The following is an 18573-nucleotide window of genomic DNA, read 5'->3' on the forward strand; positions in this document are numbered from 1 at the left end:
ATGGACTTCGTTGTCAATAGTGAATCAGTTTTTGTAGTCAATTAAATAGACTGCTTTATAATTCACGATCCACTTGCGAAGCAAAATTCACCATTGATTTTTTACATCATAAAAACTTATGCAAGATTCATTAGTAGAATATGGAGCGCGTAGAGTGATCATTACGATTACTGCTATCCTTTGTGCCCTTCTTGAAATTGTAGACTCCACGATTGTCAATGTTGCCTTGAATGAAATGAAGGGGAATCTTGGATCTACACTTTCAGAAGTGGGATGGGTAATTACGGCTTATGCCATTGGTAACGTAATTATAGTACCAATGACGAGCTGGCTTTCCCAGCAGTTTGGGCGTAGAAATTACTTTGCGGCATCCATCATTATATTTACCATATTTTCATTTTTATGTGGAAATGCGACTAATATCTGGGAACTTGTGTTCTTCAGATTGATGCAGGGAATCGGTGGGGGAGCCTTATTGGTAACTTCACAAACGATCATTACGGAATCTTATCCGATTGAAAAAAGAAGTATGGCTCAGGCTATTTATGGTCTGGGAGTAATTATCGGTCCTACCTTAGGTCCGCCTCTTGGAGGATATATCGTTGATAACTTCAGCTGGCCCTATATTTTCTATATTAATATTCCGATTGGAATTGCAGCAACCTTAATGACGCTGCAGTTTGTAAGAAGTCCGAAATATGCAGAAAAACGTAAAGTCTCGGATGTTGATTGGATTGGGATTGGATTACTGGCAGTAACAGTAGGTTCATTACAGTTTATTCTGGAAAGAGGTCACGAAGAAGACTGGTTTGAAAGCGGAATGATTGTAGCCTTTACAGTAGCTGCTATTTTAGGATTTATATTATTCCTTTGGCGGGAACTTACTTTTAAGTATCCTATTGTTGAGCTCAGGGTACTTAAAAATAGTAACTTAAGAATCGGAACCATGATGTCATTTGTGCTTGGATTTGGGCTTTATGGCTCCACGTTCATTGTTCCGTTGTATACCCAGAGTATTTTGGGCTGGACGGCACTTCAGTCAGGAGCATTGATGATTCCGGCTGCATTGACAACGGCTTTCATGATGCCTATTATTGGTAGATTGCTGGCAAAAGGAGCAAAACAGCAGATCCTGGTATCTCTAGGGCTCTTTATCTTCTTCGTCTATAGTTTCTGGGGATACAAAATTCTGACACCGGACACCAGCAAAGATGCATTTTTCTGGATGCTGATTGTGAGAGGAGCAGGTTTGGGCTTATTGTTTATTCCAATCACCTCTTTGTCATTAAGTACTTTGAAAGGGCAGGAGATTGGTCAAGGAGCGGCCTTTACAGGGATGATGAGACAGCTGGGAGGATCTTTCGGGATTGCAGCCATCACAACCTTTATTGCTAATGCAGGCCAGAAATACAGGAATAATCTGATTTCCCATCTGGACGAAAACAGTTTTGAAGTTCAGCAGAGACTTGCAGCTCTTAAAGCAAGTTTTATAGCTAAAGGAAAAACACCTGATGAAGCTATCAATGCCGCTTATAAAATGCTCGACTTATCCGTAACGAAACAGGCAACTGTATTATCTTATATGGATGTATTTCTTTATCTCGGAATCGTATTCCTGATATGTATTCCGTTTATCTTACTCGTAAAAGAAAGAAAGAGCAAAGAAAAAATAGATTTGAGTGAAGCCATGCACTAAATTTTAAATAAAAAAAACCTTCGAAATTTTCGAAGGTTTTTTTTATTGTTTTTGTTGTAAGATAGTAGCAGACAATGACTTTCAGTTTTAAATTTGTTCAATAAAAAATAATATCACTTATTGGAGAGTTTATTTATTTTTTCTAGCTTTACAATACCAAATGAAAAAATATGAATAGATTCCCTCATTCTTCAAATGCCTTTTTAAGAAAGGGTTTACCAGAACATAATATCGAATTTTATCCGAATATCAGTTATTAATATCAACTGACAGACTCACTTTGTGCTTTGCTTTTATATCTGTAAAGACAAAGTTCTAATTTAAGAAAGCTTTATAATACTGCCTTTCGATTCATCATTCAACTCAACCATGATTTCAAAACACTAATAACTTATTAAATATGAATCAAATTCAACTGCCGGAAACTTACGTGGCATTATCAGATTTTAGAAAAAATGATGTTTATCTCCCTGAAATGAATCAGGCTCAGATTATAGCAGATTTCTTTCCCGGAACTTTTACGGAGCTTACCCAGCGCCTGTCGGATATTACAGGAGCTTTTTACGGAGGGATGCTCAAACAGATCGGAAAACTTTACGGGGCAGAAGCTATCGAAGAGCTTTCCAGCTCTTTTATGTATGATCTCGGATCAAGAATGGCACTAAGGAACCTTGAAGCAAAACCTAGTCTGCAGCCCGGAATTCCGGCTGTAGCAAAAATATTGATAGGAGCAGTTTTTACATCCAGTCCCGAATATAACTTTGACTTTAAAGAATTAAATGACTATAAATGCGAATTGCTGATTAAAGGAGTAGACCGTTACCATAAAATCACCCAAAGCCTGCAGATCGCGGGTCTGCTGAAATGGCCAGTCATCAAACCTTTTATACAAGGCGTTTGCGATACTATGGGACTGGATGTTTTACTTGAAATAAAAGTACTCAAGCTCGATCCGGACAGCTCTTGCAGTTATCATATCATTATCTCAGAAAAGTAACATCAAATATCAACAAAAGCGGACTTCAGCCCGCTTTTCCCTGTAAATGAATATCAATGATTTTGACCAAAACGTAAGCATCTCGCTGATTTTTCTGATATTAATTTTAATAGAATCATAATCATAGATAAAAAATTCAATAGGAATGAGCTTTAGCCCATTCACAAAATGATAATACCTTCCAACTGGCTTTAGCCAAAACATAAAAACGTTAAAATAATAAGTTCCAACTCTACAACCCTTGAGCCCCGAAACTCCTATCAATCCTCTCTATCCACTCAATACCACTTACATCAATCAGTTTCAGAGCATCAATCTCACTTTTCTGAAGAATATCATCAATATTCAGAGTCATATCAGCTTTTGCTCCAAGAGGAATTACCAGACTGTGTTTTCCGGGTTTTACTTTGGCAACATAATGATTTCGTATATTTTCTTTAGGGAAATTAGAGAGTTCTTTGTTGTTCAGCTCTTTTAAAACCTTTCCGTTTTTGTCCAGAATATGGATGCCTATCAAAAAAGAACCGTACACATCGGCACCTTCTGTTCTGTATACTTCAAATTTCAAATCCGAATTGTTATGAGAAATATTTGAAATTTCTAGTTTGGGTTTTACCGACTTATTATGCAGCGTTCCCCATACGCCGCCATGGAAATATTGATTGGTAAAAAGCGTTAATCCAAATATGATCAATGAACCAGCCAGTACAAAAATCTTTGGTTTTGAAACAGGAAAGTTTCCTGAACCCAGCCATTGAAACCATCTTTTTTGAGTAAAAGCTTTATTATTTTTCATGAAATAATAATCCAGCGAATAGGAGCCGCTTCCTGTAAGAAAAAGGACAAATCCGCCTGCGATTCCTAAGACTCCAATCTGCCATTCATCCAGGCAGGTTGTTCCCAGCCAGCCGGAACCTAATAAAATTCCGAGAGCAAGACTGAAAATTCCGATACTCATCAACCGGGTAAATAGTCCGAGAATAATGAATAAGCCAACAAGGGCTTCAATGATGGTGAAAGTGATCATGGATCTCTCTAAAGCATCCGGATGGGTAACGAGATATTCAATAATAGGCTTGATCCCAAGTGCATTGGGTAAAAAATGATTGAATTTTTCCCCGATATATCCCTGTTCATCGGGAATAAGCTTGTTTTCGAGGATAAGTCGGCGCCAAAACGCTGAAAAGTAAGTCCATCCGATAACCATGCGGAGGGATAAAGTATATAATCCGGCCATGTCCGGAGACTGGCTGTTTACTGTATTTTTCATTGAAATAAATATTGTATTATAAAAACTGATTTTTAAATAGGCTTAAAAAAATTTTAAACCAGATTAAGCTTCAGTCTTTTAAATAAAATATATTTCGGAGGGCTGTTTCCTGTAGAATAGCCTGAATATTCATTGAAAGAAATATTTTCTTCAACAGGGTTTCCAGTACCTGAATAAAAGCCAGGAAAAGAATATCTATATCGCTTCTGAATTTTATTTTTTAAAGCCGAAATTCCGGAGGAAGCAGATGCCGCATCACAGCTGAAGGAAAGAGATGATGTCGTTTTGATTTTATTCAGACCGCTGATGTACTGAATATCAAAAATATCAAGAACATTTCTTTTTACAGAGCACGGAGATAATGAAAATGCCAATATAAGCATCGTAATGATGGCTTTATAGGTTTTCATATGGACTCCTGAATTGGGCATGATTACAAAACTACACTTTATTTCAACGTAAGCTTAATGAATTGTAAAAAATCCTTCTGCTGATCAACAAATAAATAATGGGAACAGTTGTCAATAAGTCTGAAACTTTTCTTTCCTACTATATTTTTAAGATCATTCTTAATACTCATTACGGATTTCCGTAGTTATTAATTAAAAATAGACATTAATTTTAATGCATAAATAAAGTGAAAAATTAAATTTCACTTTTAAAAGAATTAATATATTTGCACATTAATTTTATAACTATGATAAAACACAATTTGAAAAAATTATTCTATTTGTTATTTCTAACATTAGGAATAATTTCTTGTAGACAACAAGATGGATTATTAGAAGCCCAAAATGATGAGAAAACATTTAACCTTTCTAATAAAAATAATTCTTACCAGTCAAAGGATTCTCAGAATAATTCGTCTTTAGGAAAATCATATGCTTCAGATTTTTTACAAGCATTTTACTCTTATGATTTAAAAAATGGAACCAATTACACAGGTCTTAATGTTAAAGCTCCAGCTCCTAATTCTTATATTAATTTCAGAGTACATTCTCAAAGAATAGAAAACAAAGAAGGAAACGTTTATATGTATTTTCCAGTAATGAAAAATGATAAAGTTTCTGATATTTATTTTGCTATTATTAATAGAGAAAATACTATTTTAGGATTATATAAACTAAAAAATACTGAACAAGAATATAATAATATATATTCAGCTTTTGAAAGAGTATTCGATCACGCTTATAATAATATACATTCTAGAGGACAAGGAGTTAATGAGATTGATGAAGTTGTAATTACTGGTCCATCTAATCCTTCAGATGATATGGGTGTAATAGGTCCAGGACAATGTGAAATGTATGGGCAATGTAATAATGGTGGAGGAAGTGGTGGCACCGGCGGAGGCGGTGGAAATGGTACTCCAACAATTTCACTTTCACCTCCACCTCCACCAGAACTTCCAATTAATGATATTGAGAAATTCCTAAGTTGTTTGGATAGTAGTAAACCAGCAAATTTAACTGTATATGCTCAAAAAATGTTTGGAGGTAATGGTGTAGGCCACGCATTTATTTCAATTAGCCAAGGAAGTAATACAATGACTTTTGGATTTTATCCTAAAAATGGTTTTCCTTTAAGTGTGACTGGACCTGGACAAATGGGAGATGATGGTGGACACCCTTATAATACTGCATGGAATGTAGGAAATATTACTTCAGCACAACTCCAAAATATTATGGCTGCTGCCGTAACTTATTCAAACAGTATTTATGATGTTGGTTTCAATAATTGTGTTGATTGGACAATGGCAGCCTTACATTATGCAGGAATTGAATTTATGTGGCAAGGAATTGATACACCAACTTCTTTTTCAAATACCATAGAACCTAGTGCAACTAGTACAAATGGTAATGCTCCACAAACAAAACGAACTTGTAAATAAACTTTTATGAAATTGAGTGTTATAAAAATTATTTCTGTTTTATCATTTTTAATGATCTGCAGCGTAGACCGAGATGATCTTCCAGTATTTATTTATATAATTTTTGGATTATTTCAATTTATTAATGATGTAGTCTCACTATCTTTTAGTCAGCATACTATTTTGTGGGAAGGAATTGCAATGATACCACTTATAGGAACTTTGTATATTTTCGTATCATCTGGAAAATTTAAAGATCGGTATCTTATGTTATTTTGTTTTATAGCATTATTATCAATACTCTTTTCTTTAATTGTTCCCAGTATATTTTATAAAGATAATATATCTAAATTACGGCTAAGCTTTATCATTCCTTTTATAATTTTTGTAATGGGTTCTATATATACACTCTTACTGGTTTTTAAAAATAATAAGGAGTAAAATTCAAGCTAAATCCCGGATCTTGTCCGGGATTTTCATTTATATTAAGAATTATCGTTAAACTTTTCATGAGAATGGTTTGGGGCTTTCTAAACTTCTAAATAGAAGATAAAATGATTGGAATTATGATTACATTTAAAAATTGAAAACACTACTGACGGACAGTTGTCACAGTTCCGGTTTATCTTTATACCTTGAAAGTTTTAACTAAAACAGAAAATATATTGTAATGAGTTATTGTTTAGCAATAGAAGGAATGCAGCCCGAAAGCAGAAAAGAACTGCATAAAAATTACCATGACTATTATTATGGATTTCCTATTCATGATGATAATGAATTGTTTGGCAGACTGATTCTGGAAATCAATCAGGCAGGACTAAGCTGGGAAACGGTTCTGAAAAAAGAAGAAAGTTTCAGAAAAGCATATGATCACTTTGATATTCAAAAAATAGCAGCTTATACAGAAGAAGACCGTGAAAGATTACTGAGTGATCCGGGAATTATCAGAAATAAGCTAAAAGTAAATGCTGCAATAGAAAATGCAAAAACGATTATTGAGCTGAAAAAGGAATTTGGATCATTTGAAAAATGGTTGGAACATCATCATCCCATGACTTTGCAGGAATGGATGAAGTTATTCAAAAAAACATTCAAATTCACGGGTGGAGAAATTGTAAACGAATTTCTCATGAGTACCGGATACCTGAAAGGAGCTCATCATGAAAGCTGCCCTATTCACTCTAAAGTTTTAAGCCAAAAGCCCTTGTGGAAGGAAAAAATGGCTAAATAATATGCTTAGATCCCTTCGGAATGACACAGTGTGTGTATAATGTCAAATACTTCTATTTGTCATTTCGAAGGAATCTCATTTTAATCTTTCTTTGAAGTTTTACCCATCAGTTCTTTATGCTCATTTCCCCATTTTTCAAACTCAAGAATAATGGGCTTCAGTTTATAACCGATCTCAGTAAGTTCATATTCTACCCGTGGTGGAACTTCTGCATATACTGTTCTGGTAATGATTTTATCTTCTTCCAATCTGCGGAGCTGGAGGGTAAGCATACGTTCGGTAATGTTCTGAAGTTTTTTTCTAAGTTCCCCGAATCTCATTTTCCCGCTGATCAGATAACAGCAGATAGCCAAAGCCCATTGTCCCCCGATAATGTTGGAAGCATAGATTTCCGGACATTCATCAGTAAGTGCTTTTTTATTAGCAAAATTGGTCGATTTTTCCTTTATTTTAGTCATTACTTACATTTTTTATAGTACCATACAATGGGTAGCTAATGTACAAAATGTAAGTAACATGTCGTAATTTTGTAATAGAAATTTAAACATAATGAAGACCTTAGTAATTGTTACACATCCTGATATTGAAAAATCTGTGATCAATAAAAAATGGATCGACGAATTAAAAAAATATCCTGAAAAATATAAAGTTCATCAACTGTATGAAGCTTATCCTGACGGGAAAATTAATGTAGCAGAAGAGCAAAAGCTGATGGAGTCTTATGACAACATTGTATTCCAGTTTCCTTTTTACTGGTTCAGCAGTCCGCCGCTTTTAAAACAATGGCTGGATGAGGTTGTTTTGTATGGCTGGGCGTATGGAAGCAACAGCGGTTTTAAGCTTGCCGGAAAGAAAATGTCACTGGCTGTTACAGCAGGAATAGATGAGGAAGGCTACAGTACATCCGGAGAATACAAATACACGATGAAGGAACTTTTCAGACCTTACGAACTGACTTTTGATTATATAAAAGCCGATTATAAAGAACCTTTCGTTTACTACGGAATTGAAAGAGATTCTTCCGATGAATGGATTAACAGAAGTGTTCCGATGTATCTGGAGTTTCTGGATAATTTGTAACAATATGAAAAGTAAGGTTGGACTTTTAAATTAAAATGAGTTCAACTTACTTTTGAATATATTCAAAGGGTTCCACATTCCAGTCCTGCACATATTTCTTTATCATATTACTGTCAATATTAAAAGGAACATCTTCATATTTCCAGCCTTTTGAAGGAACTTTTAAATCTATAAGATAGTTCTCAATAGAGTAGATGTCAAGAACTTTTGCATTTTTAGGTTTTATAGAATCAAAAATGATGAGGAATTTATCTCCTTTTTTGTAAGAACAATTTGTTGTTTTAAAATATATTTTATTACTGACCTGATATTTGTAATCTGTTCCTACACCATTGTAGTTCTTTTGATGCCAATCAGTAACAGCCTCTCCAATTGTATATTTAGGGGTTTTAAGCATTTTTTTTACCCATAAATTCTCGTCGAAAAAACAGAATATGATAAATACTAAAACGGATATCAAAAGAATAATATGAAATTTTTCTGAGATCAATTTTTTCATGTTCAATTAATATATTTTTATTGATTTTTTCTCAATCTACCGAGTTCTATTTATTTAAAATCCGATTAATTCTCTTCTCTGCTTCCTCCTTTGTAATTCCATTATAAAAATCATGCACAAACGGATGATTGTAGCTTTCATGAGGATACACAAAAGGTCGTCCTATAGAATTATTTATCACCACAGTCGTAGGAATACTTTCTTCGAAATCATAATCCGGAAGATAAGTAGCAAACCATCCGCAATATTCAGCTTCGAATTCTTTATTGTCATAATTTTCAACATATTCATTAAAGTTTTTTTCACTCAATGACACCCAAATTCCATATTCCAGATCTCTGCAGTCATCGGTAACTTGCTGTACAAGCACGGTACGGATAAATCTATGGGTATCTTCAGGATTTTCTACAACACATAAGTCTGAAGTGAGTTCAGTATTCTTTAATTCCTCTTCTGATAGACAGTAATAAAAATAAGGAGCGTTATAGGCTATCGCAGGCCAGTCTTCTTTCTGTTCACCACAGCATTGGCAGATATATTTCATACTATCGTTTTATTTATAATATAATTGGTTAATTTAAAGATAAAATACCTTATCCCACCGTAGGCGTATCCTCTTCTTTCAGTATTTTTTTCTCCTTCATGGTAAGCATCATTCTTTCGTATTTGTATTTTTCCCAATCGAATGTGTTGAGAAAATCAATGGCAGCCTGAAAACCTCTGTTGAAAAGGTCTTCTTTTTCTTCTTTTTTCATGAAAAAATTCAGCCAGCTGCTGGTACCACAGTTGACGCTTTGTATGCTGTACAAACGGTAGAAAGTATGTTTGGTCAAAAATGTTTTATCATTAAAACCCTTTAGTGTACTGATGATATTTCCGGCATAGCTGAAGGGTGTTTTAAGAATTTCTTCACTGGTTTTGCCTTTTTCTGAAAGGATGGAAGAATCATTTGTCAGCTGTACCCCAAAAAGAGGCATTCTCGGATAAAAGACTTCATCTGCGTGAAACAGGTCTATAGGAAAATTGGAAATACTGCCCCCATCAATGAAAACCCCTGCAGGATTGATGTCTTCTGACTTCGTATTCATCCAGTATCTCCAGGCATATTGTACAGAATCATCATCCTTATTGATTTGCTTTTGAAAAGGTTCAAAGAAAAAAGGAACCGCCATAGATGCTCTTACAAACTCGGCCGGGCTGATATGTTTCAGTTCTTCTTCAGACCAGTAGAGATTGGCCATTGTAGGAAGTTCTACCTTAATTTTAGCATTGATATCGGTAGTAATGACCACATATTCAGATTTAAGAAGGTAAAACGGATTGTTTTTATAATAATCATTATTGACAGCACTTTCATAGAAAATCCTGTATCGGGTCTGATCAATATGTTCTTTATTTTTGATTTTAATCTTTTCGATACTCTGCAGAGCCATCATATAATATTCCTGCCCGTTTCCATACCGGTAATTGAGATTAAGATCCCATTCTTTCTGAATAAATTTTTCATTGAGATGGGCAACTGTTTTTATTCCAAATTGATCCAGCGCATTTTGCATCGTATTCTGAAAAACATTTCCCGGATTCAGTCCGCTGTTTTCCTTTCTGAAATTATTATAGAGCTTTTGAATACAGAAAAAGAGAATAATAGCTGGTATCAAAGGAATCAAAAACATCAGTTTGGCATTCAGTGTCGTGGTAGAAGGAGCCAAAAAAGGAATGCTGACCAGAATTATAAACAAGATGCCGGCAATAACTGCATTGATTTTGAAAAAATCTTTATTATTCAGCATCGCGTGGAGGGTTGTTTTTACATAGGTTTTCCCATCCATGAAATCTGAAAAATCCCAACTGAAAAGAATATCTTTGATAAGCTCACTTTTAGCTTCTTCTTTGGTCTTACAGGCGGCAATGAGCATCGTATTGATAGCTCCGGCGCTTGTTCCTGCTACTTTCAGAAAACGGATTCCAAATATTTCCAGTCCGTAAAGATAGCCTACCAATGCACTTCCCCAAACACCACCGCCTTCCTGTACAAATTCTACATACTGATTCCCATACTGATCCAAAAGGTCAGAGAATTCTTTGGCAGATATATTCTCGTGTAAGGCAAGCAGTTTATCTTTGGATGCCTGTAAAAGAGAAGGATCTTCCAGAATTTTATTGAGATTTTCAGCAGTCATGGTATTTTGTTTTAATGGTGTGTAGTCATTGCAAACTGAGGCGAAGCAATCTCTAATTTAAAATAATCAGCAGGTTTAAAGTTTATCAGAGGTAAAATCTTTCCGCTTTAAAACCACAGATTATTTTATATTCTTAATGCACTTTTGCGTTCATATAAAAATGAATTACCACTGCTTGCGCCTTACATAAATAAACGTGCTGAGCATAACAGTAGCCATAGCTCCCAGTGTTATAAAATATCCATATTTATGATGAAGTTCAGGCATATTATCGAAATTCATTCCGTAAACCCCGGCAATAAAAGTGATGGGTAAGAAGTAAATCGAATAGATTGCCAAAACTTTCATAACCTGATTGGCTTTTTGATCAGAAAGAGCCAGGAACATGGAAATAAGGTTGGTGATCTGAATATTCAAATGATCAAAATCCGCCACAACGTCTTTATGTTTATCTTTTAAATCGACAATTTCTGAGTCCTGAAGATTCAGTAATTTAAATTTATCAATCGCATCCGTAGAAATCACCAGCACGCGTGAATTGAGTCCTGATTTCCGTTTCAGCTTGTAAAGACGGCGGATCTGGCTCGTGTGATTGGTGTTTTTAAGAAAAATTTCGTTTTCTATATTGTCCATTGTTTCGAACAGACTTAAAGATTCGTCATCAAAACTCTTCATGATCAATATAGCAATCTTCAGCATGATTTCCTGTGGAGTAACATCTTCCTGAATCAATGAGATTTGTTTCTTGGTCTCAGAAATACTCCTTGTTTTCATCCTGTGGATAGTGATAATGGTATTTTCTACCAGAAAAATTCCAATCTTGGTGCTGATATCACTAATGGTATTGAGATTCTTTCTCTCCAGTTCCGTACTTTCACGAAGGAGGAAGAATTTTACATTTCCGTCTTCTTCATATTTCGGAAGGTGGTTAGGGTCCATGGTATCTTCAAGAAGAAGATTGTTAATTTCATATCTTTCATGAAGAAATTTCAGGTCTTCTGCAGTAGGAGCCTCTACATCTACCCATTCGCACTGGGAGGTTCTGTATATCGTATCAATTGGCATAAAGTAAAAATACTAATATTTTGAAAAACTATGTGTTAAATAAGTTTTATCTTTGCCAAAATTAAAAAACTATATGATTAAAAGTACAATAAAAGGTGTGGGATTTTATGTTCCAGATAACATTGTTACAAATGATGATTTAGCAAAACTGATGACTACCAATGATGAATGGATTACGGAAAGGACAGGTATCAAGGAAAGGAGACATAGAAAAAACAGGTACGACTCTCAGGAAACCAGCGCTTATCTAGGTTTTAAGGCTTCAGAAAAAGCGATTCAGAATGCTGGTCTTACGTCAAAAGATATCGACTATATTATTTTTGCCACCCTATCACCGGATTATTATTTTCCTGGATGTGGGGTATTGCTTCAGGATATGTTGGGATGTGATACAATCGGAGCACTGGATGTGAGAAATCAGTGTTCAGGATTTGTATATTCTATGAGTGTGGCAAATGCATTTATCAAGTCAGGGACTTATAAAAATATTCTTGTGGTAGGAGCTGAGGTTCATTCTTTCGGATTGGATTTTTCCGATGAAGGAAGAGGAGTTTCTGTCATTTTCGGTGATGGAGCAGGGGCGGTTGTACTTTCTGCATCAGAAGATGAAAATGCAGGAGATATTTTAGCAATGAATATGCATTCTGAAGGAAAATATGCAGACGATCTTTGTACGCAGTTCCCAGGCTCAAAATTCGGATGGAGCGACAGAATGAGAAAAGATCCTGAAAATGTAACCAACAAAGAAGTATATCCAATCATGAACGGAAACTTCGTATTCAAACATGCTGTAACAAGATTCCCTGAAACGATGATGGAAGCATTGAACAAAGCAGGAAAAACAGTTGAAGATCTGGATATGTTTATTCCACATCAGGCAAATCTGAGAATTGCCCAGTTTGTACAGGAAAAATTCGGATTACCAAACGAAAAAGTCTTTAATAATATTCAGAAATACGGAAATACAACTGCAGCTTCTATTCCAATTGCTTTAAGTGAAGCAATTGAACAAGGGAAGATAAAGAGAGGTGATCTGGTACTTCTTTCAGCCTTCGGAAGCGGATTTACGTGGGGAAGTGTGTTGTTTGAATATTAATGTTTTCATGTATTAAGTAAATAAAATGGAGTGATTTTGTAGATTTTTTTCGATAAAGTGTTATGTTTTGATTCATTATTGCAAGATGTATTTTTTTAAAATATACCTTTGTCATGATAATTTTATAAGACACTACAATGAAAAAACACTTATTTTTTGGAGCAGTTCTAGCTTCCTTATCTTTGAGTGCCCAAGTGGGTATTAAGACTGCAACTCCTCAAAAAACATTTCATGTTAACGGATCTTTACAGGTCGTGAATGAAGTAAACGTAGGTGGAAATGCTACTACTGCTGGCTCTCCGGGTACAACAGGACAGATTTTGACTTCTCAGGGAGCGGGTGCTGCACCAGTATGGCAAAGCTTAAATACAGTAAGTGGAAGCATCAACAGTGCAATGTATGTTCAGGGAACTACAGGAGCCAGTGCTACCGCAGGACAAACAATTGATGTACCGGGTGTTACTGCTACAGTCACTGTTCCTGCGGGAAGAACCCAAACTTTTTTATTTACCATTATAGGATATGCATTGGATATTACTACCAGTACAACTTCTCAGGGAGTGTTTACACTTTTGCAGGACGGAGTTAAAATTTCTTCTGCGTATGTCTCTAAAGCAGGGATCTTTCCTAATTCTGCCCAGGGAACTTCTACTCCAGCTTCCTTTAATTTAGGAGGACTTGTAAATATGCCTGTTCCTGTAACATTTTTAAAATCTGTAAGTCTTCCGGCAGGAACTTATACATTTAAAGTTCAATATGTTGCCTGGGCAGGGGCTGCCAGTGTTAATGTAGTTCCGTCTACTTTTTCCGGATATAACGGAGATACGGAAGCAATGCTTACAAAAATGCAGATTCTTGTATATAATAACTAAGACAAAAAGCAAAAAACCGTGAACTTTTGTTTGCGGTTTTTATAGAATATCTGGCCAAGATCTTTTAATCCTTTAATCCCGATCTTAAAAAATTGCACAATTTTTATCAGTTTTGAAAATTAATTTTTGTATTATAGATTTTGTAGTGTAATTGACTTTTTTTTGATTGAAAATATTAATTATAAAGTGAAATATTAAATAGTTTTTTACTGTAACTTTATTACGTTAAAAATTCTAAAAACAAAAACATGAAAAACTATTTATTAATTGGTGCTTTTTTGGCTCCCTTATTTCTATTTGCCCAAGTAGGGATAGCTACATCTACTCCTCAAAAAACCTTACATGTTAATGGTTCATTACAGGTAGTAAATGAACTAAACGTAGGTGGAAACGCTACAACAGCCGGTTCGGCTGGAACATCAGGGCAGATTCTTACTTCTCAGGGAACAGGAACTGCACCGGCATGGCAAAGTTTAAATACAGTAAGCGGAAGCATCAACAGTGCAACTTATGTTCAGGGAACTACAGCGGCTAGTGCTACTGCAGGGCAAACAATTGATGTGCCAGGAGTTACGGTTACACTTACCGTTCCTGCCGGAAGAACCCAAACATTTTTATTTACCATTATAGGGTATGCATTGGATATTAGTACTGGTACAACTTCTCAAGGAGTTTTCACTCTTTTGCAGGATGGGACTAAAATTTCGTCAGCATATGTTTCTAAGGCAGGTATATTTCCTAATACAGCCCAAGGAACTGCTACTCCTGCTTCCTTTAATTTAGGAGGATTAGTCAATATGCCTGTTCCGGTAACATTTTTAAAATCTGTCAGTTTGCCTGCTGGAACCTATGTTTTTAAGGTTCAGTACGTTGCGTGGGCAGGAGCAGCCACTGTTAATGTGGTTCCGTCTACTTTTGCCGGATATAACGGAGATACGGAAGCAATGCTTACTAAAATGCAGGTTTTGGTATATAATAACTAAATACTTTTAAAACATAATAAAAAACCCACAGAATTTCAGTTCTGTGGGTTTTGTTTTTAATTTTAGCAACTATTAAAGACTTTTTAATAATTTTTCTGTGTCAGAAGAATCCTGTCCGGTGCTTTTTGCAAGTTCTATAGATTTTTCAGCCCACATTTTTGCATTTTTCTTATCACCTACTTTATTATAAAGATTAGCTAAAGTATCGGTATTGGCAAAATTCTGGTCTTTCTTTACAGATTCCTGTGCCCATGTAATGGCTTTTTCCAGAGAAGTTTTATTGCTTACATTTTCAAAGAAATTCCATGCAAGAGAATTCAGTTCTTCAGAACCTGCGGCAGAATAATCTTTATACAGGTCAAGAATTAATTTCTCATATTCAGGAATATCTTTATTCTTTAAAGCTCTGTTGGCTTTCATTCTTTTTAAGATCTTTTCAGCTTCTTCTTTGCTTAGGAATTTCTGAGTTTCAGACATGAAATAACTGTCATTCCATGTTTTGGTATCTGCATTATACGCTTTTTTCGAAACGGTATTCAGTTTTATATTCTTGTCGAACTTTTCATACTTATCTTCCGGGAAGAATTTAACGATATCTGCTTTTTTATCCTGAAAAATTTTATACAAAGGGCTGTCCGTAGTTTGTACCCCTGAAAGAAGCATTTGAATATCTTCCTGATCTAAAGTAGGTTTTTGCTGAAAATAACGGTTCATTACTTTACCGGCAAACTCAGCATCATTATACATGGTAAGTCCGGCAAGGTTCTTTAAAAACTCAGGATCTTTTTCACCTTTTTCAAACTGTTGTTTTAAAGAGGTTAGCCTTTTGTTTGGATCTTCAGCATCTTTTGCAAACTGGATGAAATCTTTTTCTTCCACATATCCCAGCGTTCTGTGTACTGCCTCACCGTTGCCATCAATGAAAAGGTAAGTAGGGAATGCTTTTACATTATATTTTTTTGCCAGCTCTATTCCTTCTCCTTTTTCCATGTCAATCTTAGCATTGATAAAGTGAGAATTATAGTAGTCTCCTACAGACTGAAGCGGGAAAATATTTTTCACCATCAGTTTACAAGGCCCACACCATGAAGCATATGCATCAATGAAGATCAGTTTTTTTTCTTTTTTTGCTTTAGCAATGATAGAGGCGAAATTGCCTTCTTCAAATTTAATTCCCTGTGCCCATGCAAGGACTCCTATAAAAATTGAGGAAAATATGGCTATTTTTTTCATAAAAACTTTTTATTCCCTGCAAATGTAATAAATATGATGACACTTAAGCCGTTCATATTGAAAATAATTTTAAGGTAACATTAGTTTTAAAACAGAGATAGAGTGATATGAAAGATAATCGTCTATTGTTTTTGTGTAATTATTAAAATTAACACAAATGACTGTTTTTGGTTAAATAGTTAAATTTCAATATAATATTTTAATAAAAAATAAAATATCACTAGTTTTGTAAAAAACAAAAAGACACCTTTTGAAAACAATGATGAATTATTATAGAATAAAAATAATAATTTGTTTTTCTATGTCTAATAATCTATTGAAACTTTTGTTTTTGCTGATAACAGCAGTCCCCATATTCGCGCAGAAAAAAAGCAGCTTTGATCTTATCTGTGAAAAGACCTCTTCCATTACGGCTTATCAAGATTTGCCGAAAGCGATCAAAACAGCAGATTCTCTTTATATGAAGGCACAGCAGCCCTCGGAAAAAATAAAATGTCTTGTTCTTTCTTCAGAGCTTTATCATCACGCTGGTGAACTTAAAAAAGCAATTTGTTTTAGTGAAAATGCCCATTCGGTAATTAATCAGATTAATGATCCGGAGTGGATGTCTGTTGTCACCAGATTACTTGCGAAGCAATATAGACAGGTAGGGTTATACGAAAGATCAAAAAAATACATTATAAAAGGGCTGGAAGCTTCCGGCAGAATTACCGATTTTCAAAAAAGTAATGAGGCCGCAGGGCTGTTGAATCAGGAAATGGCCTTCTATGAAATGGAACTGGGTAATTATCCCAATGCAATACGGTATATTGAATCTTCTTTAAAATATTTTGAAAAAATAAACAGCAATAGTGAAGACCGAACTGCAGCGGCTTCCTATCAGTTATTGGGAGATGTTTATTTCAAGCTTAATGACTATTCCGTTTCTGAAGATTATTATAAAAAAGCAGAAGGGCTGCTCAAAGATGGAACCTGTACACTGGGTTTAGTCTATAATGGTTTGGGTGGTATCCGTTTGAAACAGAAAAACTGGAAAGATGCGGAACTATATCTTAAAAAAGCAGAAAAAATAGCTGACACTTCCCGAAGCCTTAAACTTAAAAAGGCCGTGTACTCCAATATAAATGATTATTATGAAGGAATAGGGGATAATTATAAAGCCTCTTTATATGCAGTGAAATATGTACGTACCTATGACAGCATTGCTGCCCGCAATCAAAGCTTTGCAGGCAAGAGTTTTGAGACTCTGAAAGCGAAGACCAATAAAAAGGGCGGACAAATGAATTTGGTAAAAAATGCTACGATCATAATCCTGTTTACTTCATTGGTTGGTTTGCTGGTTTTCTTTAGAACAAAGCAGAAAAAACAACGTTCAAAGTTTAGAAATATCATAAGAGGCCAGCTAAATTTAATTAGTAAAAGAAATCATTATCCTTTAAAGCAAACTAATGATTCTGAGTTTTCCAATATATCTGTGGAAGAAATTGATGAAAAAGACTCTGAAGCAGACCGCAGACGAAATGATTCTCTGATGACTTCAGAAACAGAATCAAAGCTGCTTGAACTGCTTGAAAATTTTGAAAAAGGTAATCTTTATAACAATAAAGGGATGTCTTTGTCTTTCCTTGCAGGCGAACTGAATACGAATACAAAATATCTGTCTTATGTAATCAATCAGCATAAAAGTGCTGACTTCAAAACGTATATTAACCGTTTAAGAATCAATTATATTGTAGATAAACTGATCAATGATGAGAAGTACAGGCAGTATAAGATCAGCATCCTTGCTGACGAATGCGGCTTCTCTTCCCACAGTAAATTTGCTGCTGTTTTCAAAGCGGTTACAGACTATTCTCCATCAGCCTATATTAAGTATATTGATGCTGAAAATCAATCAGATAAAAATGTTCATTTTACTGAAAATGATTAAAAGAAGATAGTTATTAAAATTCTATCTCTCTATTTTCGCGAAAATGAACAACCTATTATTTTACCGGAAACCTTTGCTGTCCTATCTTTGCGCCAGTTCACAGGACATGACACAATCCTGATACAGCTTATTACTTTTATTTTTTCTTCCGAATAAAGATTTAAGAGAAACTGCAATTCCCAATTTTTAATTTTTACGTAAATATTCTGTCCAGGAATATGAACTATATCTCATAATCGGGGTTGATTGCCCGGTTTTTTTTCAGTCAAGTTTTTTTAAGTGCAAATCCACAGATTACTGTGGATTTGTGATTTTATTTAACTTTTGTACTGTCGGTTTTGGTTTTTGATGTATCAGAGGCTGAAGGCGAAGGTATAGAATTAGCCACAGCAGAATCTCCCATTCTGTTTCTTAATGAATCTTTGTCGTGGGCATCTTTATATTCTTCTCTTTTTTCTTTGTTTTGAGCACAACTTCCAAGAAAAAGAAGTCCAAGAATAGCTCCTATCCAGAATTTTTTCATAATAGTCAATTTTAATGTTTGGTGTTAATCAAATATAAGAATTTAATT

Annotated in this window: 18 protein-coding genes; 9 read left to right on the forward strand and 9 right to left on the reverse strand. The window is 34.9% G+C overall.

The features are described 5' to 3' along the window. Positions 1-118 precede the first annotated feature (118 nt). Both LKL37_RS22010 and LKL37_RS22015 read left to right on the forward strand, forming a co-directional pair. Positions 119-1696, forward strand: coding sequence for a DHA2 family efflux MFS transporter permease subunit (locus LKL37_RS22010; protein WP_431612429.1), 1578 nt, complete (start codon positions 119-121; stop codon positions 1694-1696). Positions 1697-2096: 400 nt separating this feature from the next. Then, positions 2097-2693 carry a hypothetical protein gene (locus LKL37_RS22015; protein ID WP_431612428.1) on the forward strand — a complete coding sequence of 199 codons (597 nt, stop codon included), beginning with the start codon at positions 2097-2099 and terminating at the stop codon, positions 2691-2693. Positions 2694-2925: 232 nt separating this feature from the next. Here the strand turns inward: LKL37_RS22015 and LKL37_RS22020 are convergent, their stop codons facing one another. Together LKL37_RS22020 and LKL37_RS22025 are read right to left on the reverse strand one after the other, a co-directional pair. Then, the gene (locus tag LKL37_RS22020; RefSeq protein ID WP_431612427.1) at positions 2926-3963 is read right to left on the reverse strand and encodes a TQO small subunit DoxD; all 1038 of its coding nucleotides are present in this window, start codon (positions 3961-3963) and stop codon (positions 2926-2928) included. Positions 3964-4016: 53 nt separating this feature from the next. Further along, a complete protein-coding gene (locus tag LKL37_RS22025) occupies positions 4017-4373 on the reverse strand; it encodes a hypothetical protein (RefSeq protein WP_431612426.1) in 357 nt (118 codons plus the stop codon). A gap of 302 nt (positions 4374-4675) precedes the next feature. On the opposite strand from LKL37_RS22025, the gene LKL37_RS22030 reads away from it, so the two are divergent. Together LKL37_RS22030 and LKL37_RS22035 are read left to right on the forward strand one after the other, a co-directional pair. Beyond that, the gene (locus tag LKL37_RS22030) at positions 4676-5854 is read left to right on the forward strand and encodes a hypothetical protein (RefSeq protein WP_431612425.1); all 1179 of its coding nucleotides are present in this window, start codon (positions 4676-4678) and stop codon (positions 5852-5854) included. 649 nt (positions 5855-6503) lie between these two features. Continuing rightward, positions 6504-7064, forward strand: a complete 561-nt coding sequence (locus tag LKL37_RS22035) for a DNA-3-methyladenine glycosylase I (protein ID WP_431612424.1) — start codon at positions 6504-6506, stop codon at positions 7062-7064. 80 nt (positions 7065-7144) lie between these two features. Here LKL37_RS22035 and LKL37_RS22040 read toward each other — a convergent pair whose 3' ends face one another. Next, entirely contained in the window at positions 7145-7522 is a 378-nt protein-coding gene (locus tag LKL37_RS22040; RefSeq protein WP_431612423.1) for a winged helix-turn-helix transcriptional regulator, read from the reverse strand. Between the two features lie 91 nt (positions 7523-7613). On the opposite strand from LKL37_RS22040, the gene LKL37_RS22045 reads away from it, so the two are divergent. Then, on the forward strand, positions 7614-8144 hold the full coding sequence (locus LKL37_RS22045) for an NAD(P)H-dependent oxidoreductase (RefSeq protein WP_431612422.1): 531 nt from the start codon (positions 7614-7616) through the stop codon (positions 8142-8144). Between the two features lie 46 nt (positions 8145-8190). On the opposite strand, the gene LKL37_RS22050 is transcribed toward LKL37_RS22045, so the two are convergent. The 4 genes from LKL37_RS22050 to LKL37_RS22065 form a co-directional block, all read right to left on the reverse strand. Next, positions 8191-8643 (reverse strand): hypothetical protein, encoded by a 453-nt coding sequence (locus LKL37_RS22050; RefSeq protein WP_431612421.1) that lies wholly within the window; start codon positions 8641-8643, stop codon positions 8191-8193. 46 nt (positions 8644-8689) lie between these two features. Next, complete coding sequence (locus tag LKL37_RS22055; RefSeq protein ID WP_431612420.1) at positions 8690-9187, reverse strand: DUF2199 domain-containing protein; 498 nt, start codon at positions 9185-9187, stop codon at positions 8690-8692. Positions 9188-9236: 49 nt separating this feature from the next. Then, positions 9237-10823, reverse strand: a complete 1587-nt coding sequence (locus LKL37_RS22060) for a patatin-like phospholipase family protein (protein ID WP_431612419.1) — start codon at positions 10821-10823, stop codon at positions 9237-9239. Positions 10824-10988: 165 nt separating this feature from the next. Beyond that, the gene (locus tag LKL37_RS22065) at positions 10989-11888 is read right to left on the reverse strand and encodes a magnesium transporter CorA family protein (protein ID WP_431612418.1); all 900 of its coding nucleotides are present in this window, start codon (positions 11886-11888) and stop codon (positions 10989-10991) included. A gap of 73 nt (positions 11889-11961) precedes the next feature. Between LKL37_RS22065 and LKL37_RS22070 the strand changes: the two genes are divergently transcribed. The 3 genes from LKL37_RS22070 (at position 11962) to LKL37_RS22080 (ending at position 14839) form a co-directional block, all read left to right on the forward strand. Continuing rightward, positions 11962-12984, forward strand: a complete 1023-nt coding sequence (locus LKL37_RS22070) for a 3-oxoacyl-ACP synthase III family protein (protein ID WP_431612417.1) — start codon at positions 11962-11964, stop codon at positions 12982-12984. Between the two features lie 137 nt (positions 12985-13121). Continuing rightward, complete coding sequence (locus LKL37_RS22075; RefSeq protein WP_431612416.1) at positions 13122-13856, forward strand: hypothetical protein; 735 nt, start codon at positions 13122-13124, stop codon at positions 13854-13856. 248 nt (positions 13857-14104) lie between these two features. Next, positions 14105-14839, forward strand: coding sequence for a hypothetical protein (locus LKL37_RS22080; protein ID WP_431612415.1), 735 nt, complete (start codon positions 14105-14107; stop codon positions 14837-14839). Between the two features lie 72 nt (positions 14840-14911). Here the strand turns inward: LKL37_RS22080 and LKL37_RS22085 are convergent, their stop codons facing one another. Then, positions 14912-16072 (reverse strand): thioredoxin family protein, encoded by a 1161-nt coding sequence (locus LKL37_RS22085; RefSeq protein ID WP_431612414.1) that lies wholly within the window; start codon positions 16070-16072, stop codon positions 14912-14914. A gap of 301 nt (positions 16073-16373) precedes the next feature. On the opposite strand from LKL37_RS22085, the gene LKL37_RS22090 reads away from it, so the two are divergent. Continuing rightward, on the forward strand, positions 16374-18002 hold the full coding sequence (locus LKL37_RS22090; protein ID WP_431612413.1) for a tetratricopeptide repeat protein: 1629 nt from the start codon (positions 16374-16376) through the stop codon (positions 18000-18002). 313 nt (positions 18003-18315) lie between these two features. Here the strand turns inward: LKL37_RS22090 and LKL37_RS22095 are convergent, their stop codons facing one another. Continuing rightward, complete coding sequence (locus tag LKL37_RS22095) at positions 18316-18525, reverse strand: hypothetical protein (protein ID WP_431612412.1); 210 nt, start codon at positions 18523-18525, stop codon at positions 18316-18318. Positions 18526-18573: the final 48 nt, after the last annotated feature.

The organism is Chryseobacterium sp. 'Rf worker isolate 10', from assembly GCF_050753305.1.
In the GTDB taxonomy this organism is placed as follows: domain Bacteria; phylum Bacteroidota; class Bacteroidia; order Flavobacteriales; family Weeksellaceae; genus Chryseobacterium.